We start from the raw sequence: 3,317 nt of genomic DNA, 5'->3' as shown, positions 1-3,317 counted from the left end.
AAAAAATTAAAGCGTACGGGTAATTAGTACTACTCGACTTTAGTGTTACCACTTTTACATCTGTAGCCTATCAACGTCATCGTCTCTGACGACCCTTAAAAGAATACTCATCTCGTGGAAGGTTTCACGCTTAGATGCTTTCAGCGTTTATCCTGGCCGGACGTAGCTACTCTGCACTGCACCTGGCGGCACAACAGATACACCAGCGGTCCGTACGACCCGGTCCTCTCGTACTAAGGTCATGTCCACTCAATATTCTAACGCCCATCACAGATAGGGACCGAACTGTCTTGCGACGTTCTGAACCCAGTTCACGTGCCACTTTAATCGGCGAACAGCCGAACCCTTGGGACCTTCTCCAGCCCCAGGATGTGACGAACCGACATCGAGGTGCCAAACCTCCCCGTCGATATGAGCTCTTGGGGGAGATCAGCCTGTTATCCCCGGAGTACCTTTTATCCTTTGAGCGATGGCCCTTCCATGCAGAACCACCGGATCACTTTAGCCGGCTTTCGCCCCTGCTCGACGTGTCTGTCTCACAGTCAAGCTCCCTTATACTAATGCGCTCTGCGTACGATTACCAACCGTACTGAGGGAACCTTTGCAAGCCTCCGTTACTTTTTAGGAGGCGACCACCCCAGTCAAACTACCCACCATGCACTGTTTCCCGGAAGGGATTAGACTCTAAGCAAACAAAGGTTGGTATTTCAACGACCGCTCCACGGCACCTGGCGGCACCGCTTCAAAGCGTCCCAACTATTCTACACATTGTTTGCTCAAAATCAATGCAAAGTTGTAGTGAAGGTTCACGGGGTCTTTCCGTCCCGTGACGGGTAACCGGCATCTTCACCGATACTACAATTTCGCCGGGCTCGCGGAGGAGACAGTGTTCAACTCATTAGACCATTCGTGCAGGTCGGAACTTACCCGACAAGGAATTTCGCTACCTTAGGACCGTTATAGTTACGGCCGCCGTTTACTGGGGCTTCAGTCAGAAGCTTTGGCTTGCGCCGAACATCCTTCCTTAACCTTCCAGCACCGGGCAGGTATCAGGCTCTATACGTCATCTTACGATTTTGCAGGGCCCTGTGTTTTTGTTAAACAGTTGGTTGAACCATTTTACTGAGACCACATCACTGTGGTACGCTTTATCCCGAAGTTACAGCGTCAATTTGCCTAGTTCCTTCTCCGCGGCTCACCCGAGCACCTTAGGCTATTCGCCTCGACTACCTGTGTCGGTTTGCGGTACGGGCCGCTTCAGCCTAACCTTAGAGNTAGGCTATTCGCCTCGACTACCTGTGTCGGTTTGCGGTACGGGCCGCTTCAGCCTAACCTTAGAGGTTTTTCTCGGCAGTTTGATTAGGACCACTATCACATTGTCCGAAGACTCTGTGTACTATCACGTTCGACATCCATTCCGGATTTACCTGGAACAGATATATCTACACGCTTTAACGGGAACATCCGTTGCCCCGCGGGTCGTTCACTACTGCGTCACCCCATCGAAACTGAAGCGGGTACTGGAATATTAACCAGTTTTCCATCAGCTGCCCCTTTCGGGTTTGCCTAAGGACCCGACTAACCCTGATCCGATTAACGTTGATCAGGAACCCTTAGTCTTACGGTGAAGTAGTTTTTCACTACTTTTATCGCTACTTATGCCTACATTTTCTTTTCTGAACGCTCCAGCATACGTCGCCGTACACCTTCGACGCTGTTCAGAATGCTCCCCTACCGAATACACGCCAAGCGTGCATCTTAGAGCTTCGGTGGTATGTTTGATGCCCGATTATTTTCCGTGCAGGACCTCTCGACCAGTGAGCTGTTACGCACTCTTTAAATGAATGGCTGCTTCCAAGCCAACATCCTGGCTGTTATAGAAGTCCCACCTCGTTTGATCAACTTAACATACGCTTAGGGACCTTAGCTGCTAATCTGGGTTATTTCCCTCTCGGCCACGGATCTTAGCACCCGCAGCCTCACTCCCGGAGATATTTACTAGCATTCGGAGTTTGTCAGGGTTTGGTAGGCGGTGAAGCCCCCTAGCCCAATCAGTAGCTCTACCTCTAGTAAATGTCTATATCCGAGGCTGTTCCTAAAAACATTTCGGGGAGAACGAGCTATCTCTCAGTTTGATTGGCCTTTCACCCCTATCCACAGGTCATCCCATAGCTTTTCAACGCTAATGAGTTCGGTCCTCCAGTGTGTGTTACCACACCTTCAACCTGCCCATGGATAGATCACAAAGTTTCGCGTCTACCCCCACTGACTAGTCGCCCTGTTCGGACTCGCTTTCGCTACGGCTCCGTTACTGAAGAACTTAACCTCGCCAGTGAGGAGTAACTCGTAGGCTCATTATGCAAAAGGCACGCCGTCACCCGTTACCAGGCTCCGACCGCTTGTAGGCGCACGGTTTCAGGTACTATTTCACTCCCTTGTTTAGGGTGCTTTTCACCTTTCCCTTACGGTACTGGTTCACTATCGGTCTCTCAGGAGTATTTAGCCTTACCGGATGGTGCCGGCAGATTCAGGCAGGATTCCTCCGGTCCCGCCTTACTCAGGATACTGCTCGTCCCCAATTATTTGTGCCTACAGGACTATCACCTGCTATGGTCTCACTTTCCAGAGAGTTCAGCTTGAAATTGGTTTCTAAATGCAGTCCTACAACCCCGGTGCAGCACGCTACACCGGTTTGGGCTGTTCCCTTTTCGCTCGCCACTACTCAGGGAATCACGTTTGTTTTCTTTTCCTCTCCCTACTTAGATGTTTCAGTTCAGGAGGTTGACTTTCCTTGCGGAATGATATACCTTCAGTATACCGGGTTGTCCCATTCGGAAATCTGCGGATCTAATGCTTGTGTGCAGCTCCCCGCAGCTTATCGCAGCTTACCACGTCCTTCTTCGTCTCTGAGAGCCAAGGCATCCACCATACGCCCTTAAGTGCTTTAAAAGAGTTATTATACTTATTACTCGTTTCTTACAACATTTATACTTGTTAGAATAACAATTATTTCCCAATATGTCAAAGAACTTGGTTTGCTTGCACGCCTCACGGCGTACAATAAACGAAGCTGATGTGCAGGTTGCGAACCTATAGACCATTCACTTTTGAATGTCAACATCACAGTTTGAAAGATCTTTTTGTGGAGGATAACGGATTCGAACCGTTGACCCCCTGCGTGCAAGGCAGGTGCTCTAGCCAGCTGAGCTAATCCCCCAGGAGTTGATGCCTTGAGGTGTCGCTCGAGCCTTTGTGCGCTCTCGCCCATTCTCTCGCAGCTTGTGGTAGACCCGACCAGATTTGAACTGGTGACCCCT

The 3,317-nt window shown here is 50.1% G+C and carries 1 tRNA gene and 1 rRNA gene; both read right to left on the bottom strand.

The features are described 5' to 3' along the window. Nucleotides 1–3: 3 nt before the first annotated feature. Nucleotides 4–2,949, bottom strand: a 23S ribosomal RNA gene (locus D9Y29_RS26720). Between the two features lie 194 nt (nt 2,950–3,143). After that, nucleotides 3,144–3,217 (bottom strand) — tRNA-Ala (locus D9Y29_RS26360). Nucleotides 3,218–3,317: the final 100 nt, after the last annotated feature.

This window comes from Pseudoflavitalea rhizosphaerae (genome assembly GCF_003991355.1).
Classification (GTDB): Bacteria; Bacteroidota; Bacteroidia; order Chitinophagales; family Chitinophagaceae; genus Pseudobacter; species Pseudobacter rhizosphaerae.
Note: the sequence above shows the minus strand (reverse complement) of the source record. Positions and strands in the feature narration are given on the sequence as shown.